Below are 4,004 nucleotides of genomic sequence, written 5' to 3' on the forward strand. Positions count from 1 at the left end.
CATCGATCGAGGGTTACAAGTGATTATTGCAGGAGCCGGAGGAGCAGCTCATTTACCAGGGATGGTAGCTGCTAAAACGGTATTACCAGTAATCGGTGTACCTGTTCAATCTAAGGCTTTWCAAGGGTTAGATTCATTACTTTCGATCGTTCAAATGCCAGGCGGAGTTCCGGTTGCAACTGTAGCGATAGGAAGTGCCGGTGCAAAAAATGCAGGACTACTAGCAGCACAAATCCTGGGTTCGACCAATAAAGAGATTCAAGATAGATTGATTAGTAAACGTCAGGAGACAAAACAAGCAGTCTTAGAAAGTAGTGACATTCTATGAAACAAGTCATTCGACCAGGTTCAACCATTGGAATTATAGGTGGCGGGCAATTAGGAAGAATGCTATGTATTGCAGCAAAACAAATGGGTTATAAGACGGTCGTTCTTGAGCCGACACTAGAGTCACCTTGCCAAGGTGTGGCTGACGTGGTAATTGAAGCTCGTTATGACGACCAAGAAGCAGCAGAGCAGCTTGCAGAGATCTCAGACGTGATTACGTATGAGTTTGAGAATATTGATGCCCATACGGCAGCTCTTTTGACTGAGAAAGCATATTTTCCTCAAGGCTTTGAGTTATTAAAAACATCTCAACATAGAGCGCGTGAAAAAAAAGCAATCACATCACTTGGTATTAAAGTCGCCCCCTATGCAGTCATTAAAACGCTAAATGATTGCCAGCAAGCAGCTAGAAAAGTGGGTTTTCCAGCAGTCTTAAAAACATGTCAAGGTGGCTATGATGGTAAAGGGCAAGCAGTCGTCAAGGAGGAAGCAACATTTCTTAAAGAAGCAAGACGACTCCTTGAGATGGGTGAACTTTTACTTGAAGGTTGGGTGCCTTTTGATAGTGAGATTTCCGTTATCGTTACCCGATCAACTAATGGAGAAGTGAAGACATTTCCGGCCAGTGAAAATATTCACGTCAACAACATCTTACACCAGTCGATTGTGCCAGCGAGGGTACCCGATGAGTGGGTCCGTCATGCCCAAGTTATTGCCAAAAAGGTAGCTGATGGCGTTCGGTTAGTGGGCATACTAGCAATAGAAATGTTTGTGACGAGTGATGGTGAAGTGATCGTGAATGAGCTCGCACCAAGACCTCACAACTCTGGTCATTACACGATTGAAGGTTGTCACACATCACAATTTGAACAACATATTAGAGCGATATGTGGGTTACCTCTTGGATCAACAGACTTACATCAAGCAACAGTGATGGAGAATATTTTAGGCCAACATTTAGAGGAAGCAATCTCAGAACTTGATTACTTAAAAGAAATAAAACTCCATTTATATGGAAAGAAAGAAGCAAAGTACAACCGGAAAATGGGGCATATAACGGCTTTAGGTGAGACGGTTGATGAAGCGCTCGAAAAGCTCAAGCGAAGAACAAAGTGAATGTGCTAGAATGAGTAAGGTAWTTTACTTCAATAGTGGAGGATGGTTAGATGATCGAACGTTACACACGTCCTGAAATGGGTGCCATTTGGACAGAGGAAAATCGTTATAAAGCATGGTTAGAAGTTGAGATTGTAGCTTGTGAAGCATGGGCGGAACTTGGAGACATTCCGAAAGAAGACGTAGCGAAAATTCGTGAAAATGCTGGCTTTGATGTGGCGCGTATTCATGAGATTGAAGCAGAAACAAGACATGATGTGGTTGCTTTCACGCGTGCCGTTTCAGAAACGCTTGGAGAAGAGCGCAAATGGGTGCATTATGGTCTAACGTCAACAGATGTTGTAGACACAGCCTTATCGTATTTACTAAAGCAAGCAAATGAAATTTTGTTAGCGGACCTTGAGCGTTTTTTATCAATTATTAAAGATAAGGCAATTGAGCATAAGTACACGGTCATGATGGGTCGTACTCATGGRGTACACGCTGAACCAACAACATTTGGTTTGAAGCTTGCACTTTGGTATGAGGAAATGAAACGTAATATCGAACGCTTCAAACATGCGGCTGAAGGAGTTCGCTTTGGTAAGCTATCTGGTGCAGTTGGTACTTATGCCAATATCGACCCTCGTGTTGAAGAACTTGTTTGTGAAAAGCTTGGGCTTGAGGCAGCACCGATCTCTACACAAACATTGCAACGTGACCGTCACGCTGAATACATGGCATCTATGGCCCTGGTTGCAACATCAATTGAAAAGTTCGCTGTAGAGATTCGTGGACTTCAAAAAAGTGAGACACGTGAAGTTGAAGAGTTTTTTGCAAAAGGTCAAAAAGGGTCATCCGCTATGCCACATAAACGTAACCCAATCGGGTCTGAGAATATGACTGGACTTGCACGCGTTATTCGTGGTCATATGTTGACAGCTTATGAAAATGTTCCATTATGGCATGAACGTGATATTTCTCACTCATCAGCCGAGCGTATTATTTTGCCGGATGCTACGATTGCATTGAATTACATGCTAAATCGTTTTGGAAACATCGTTAAGAATTTAACTGTGTTCCCTGAAAATATGAAACGCAATATGACTCGCACGTATGGCCTGATCTACTCACAGCGCGTTCTATTATCTTTAATTGATAAAGGGATGGCTCGTGAGGAAGCATATGATCTTGTGCAGCCAAAAACAATGGAAGCATGGGAGAAGGGCATTCAGTTCCGTGAGTTAGTGGAAGCAGAAGAAGCGATTACAGCTGTTCTTTCAAAAGAGGAAATTGATAATTGCTTTGATTACAATTACCACTTGCAGCATGTCGACACAATCTTTAATCGCTTAGGTCTAAAAGACAATTAAATGAAAAGGAGAAGTGAGCGCAGCTCCTTCTCTAGCACTAAGATTGCCAATATTCCGATTGTGAGGGTGGACAATGCAGAAAAGAGAGCAGCTTTACGAAGGAAAAGCCAAAAAGATCTATCGAACAGATGATGAGAATATTCTATGGATTTCTTATAAAGATGATGCGACTGCTTTTAATGGAGAGAAGAAGGATCGACTTGAAGGAAAAGCGAGACTCAACAATGAAATCTCAGCTCTGATCTTTACGAAGCTGAATGAGCAAGGGCTAGAAAGTCATTTTGTTGAACGTTTATCTGAGACAGATCAGCTAGTGAAAAAAGTTGAGATTGTGCCAATCGAAGTCGTTGTAAGAAACCTGGTGGCCGGTAGTATGGCAAAACGTCTTGGATTAGAAGAAGGGGTAGAGCTCAAACAGCCTATCGTTGAATTTTATTATAAAGATGATGCGCTAGGTGATCCGCTTATTACGGAAGACCATATTGCGCTCCTTGAAGCAGCTACAGCCGATGAAGTTGAACAGTTAAGAGAAATGGCTCAGAAAGTAAATAAGCTTCTTATTGAGTTATTTAATAATATCGGTGTTCGCTTAGTTGATTTTAAATTAGAATTTGGTCGTGCGGCCGATGGAGAGCTACTTTTAGCTGATGAAATCTCCCCAGATACATGTCGCCTGTGGGATCAGAAGACGAATGAGCGCTTCGATAAAGATTTGTTCCGTCGAAATCTAGGAAACTTACAAGCTGGTTATCAAGAAATTTTAACTCGACTAGGAGGTCCATCATGTACAAAGTAAAGGTGTATGTAACGTTAAGAGAGAGTGTACTAGATCCACAAGGAGTAGCGGTGAAGAGTGCCTTACACACAATGAATTATAAAGAAGTAGAAGATGTCCGCATTGGTAAGTACTTAGAGTTAGTCGTAGCTGAAACAGAGCAAGTAGAAACGAGAGTAAAAGAAATGTGTGAGAAGTTATTAGCTAACACCGTGATTGAAGATTATCGCTATGAAGTCGAGGAGGTTGTCCCATCATGAAATTAGCTGTAATCGTCTTTCCTGGCTCAAACTGTGACTCTGATATGTATCATGCAGCAAGTGATGCACTAGGTGAAGAGGTTGAGTATGTGTGGCATCACGCGACATCTCTTGAAGGCTTTGACGGGATTTTGTTACCAGGTGGCTTCTCTCATGGTGACTACTTACGTTCAG

General features: G+C 42.1%; 6 protein-coding genes. All 6 read left to right on the plus strand.

The features are described from left to right. Positions 1-328 (plus strand): AIR carboxylase family protein (locus AB685_RS27685; protein ID WP_047973820.1); only part of this gene is annotated, 328 nt, incomplete at its 5' end. Further along, positions 325-1,443 carry a 5-(carboxyamino)imidazole ribonucleotide synthase gene (gene purK, locus AB685_RS27690; protein WP_047973821.1) on the plus strand — a complete coding sequence of 373 codons (1,119 nt, stop codon included), beginning with the start codon at positions 325-327 and terminating at the stop codon, positions 1,441-1,443. The genes AB685_RS27685 and purK, both read left to right, overlap by 4 nt. A 50-nt stretch (positions 1,444-1,493) precedes the next feature. Further along, positions 1,494-2,795 (plus strand): adenylosuccinate lyase, encoded by a 1,302-nt coding sequence (purB, locus tag AB685_RS27695; protein ID WP_047973822.1) that lies wholly within the window; start codon positions 1,494-1,496, stop codon positions 2,793-2,795. Between the two features lie 73 nt (positions 2,796-2,868). After that, positions 2,869-3,591 carry a phosphoribosylaminoimidazolesuccinocarboxamide synthase gene (purC, locus tag AB685_RS27700; RefSeq protein WP_047973823.1) on the plus strand — a complete coding sequence of 241 codons (723 nt, stop codon included), beginning with the start codon at positions 2,869-2,871 and terminating at the stop codon, positions 3,589-3,591. Then, positions 3,579-3,830, plus strand: coding sequence for a phosphoribosylformylglycinamidine synthase subunit PurS (purS, locus tag AB685_RS27705; protein WP_047973824.1), 252 nt, complete (start codon positions 3,579-3,581; stop codon positions 3,828-3,830). The genes purC and purS overlap by 13 nt, the downstream gene beginning before the upstream one ends. Next, positions 3,827-4,004: phosphoribosylformylglycinamidine synthase subunit PurQ (locus tag AB685_RS27710; RefSeq protein ID WP_047973825.1), on the plus strand; the 178-nt coding region annotated here is incomplete at its 3' end. The genes purS and AB685_RS27710, both read left to right, overlap by 4 nt.

The organism is Bacillus sp. LL01 (assembly GCF_001037965.1).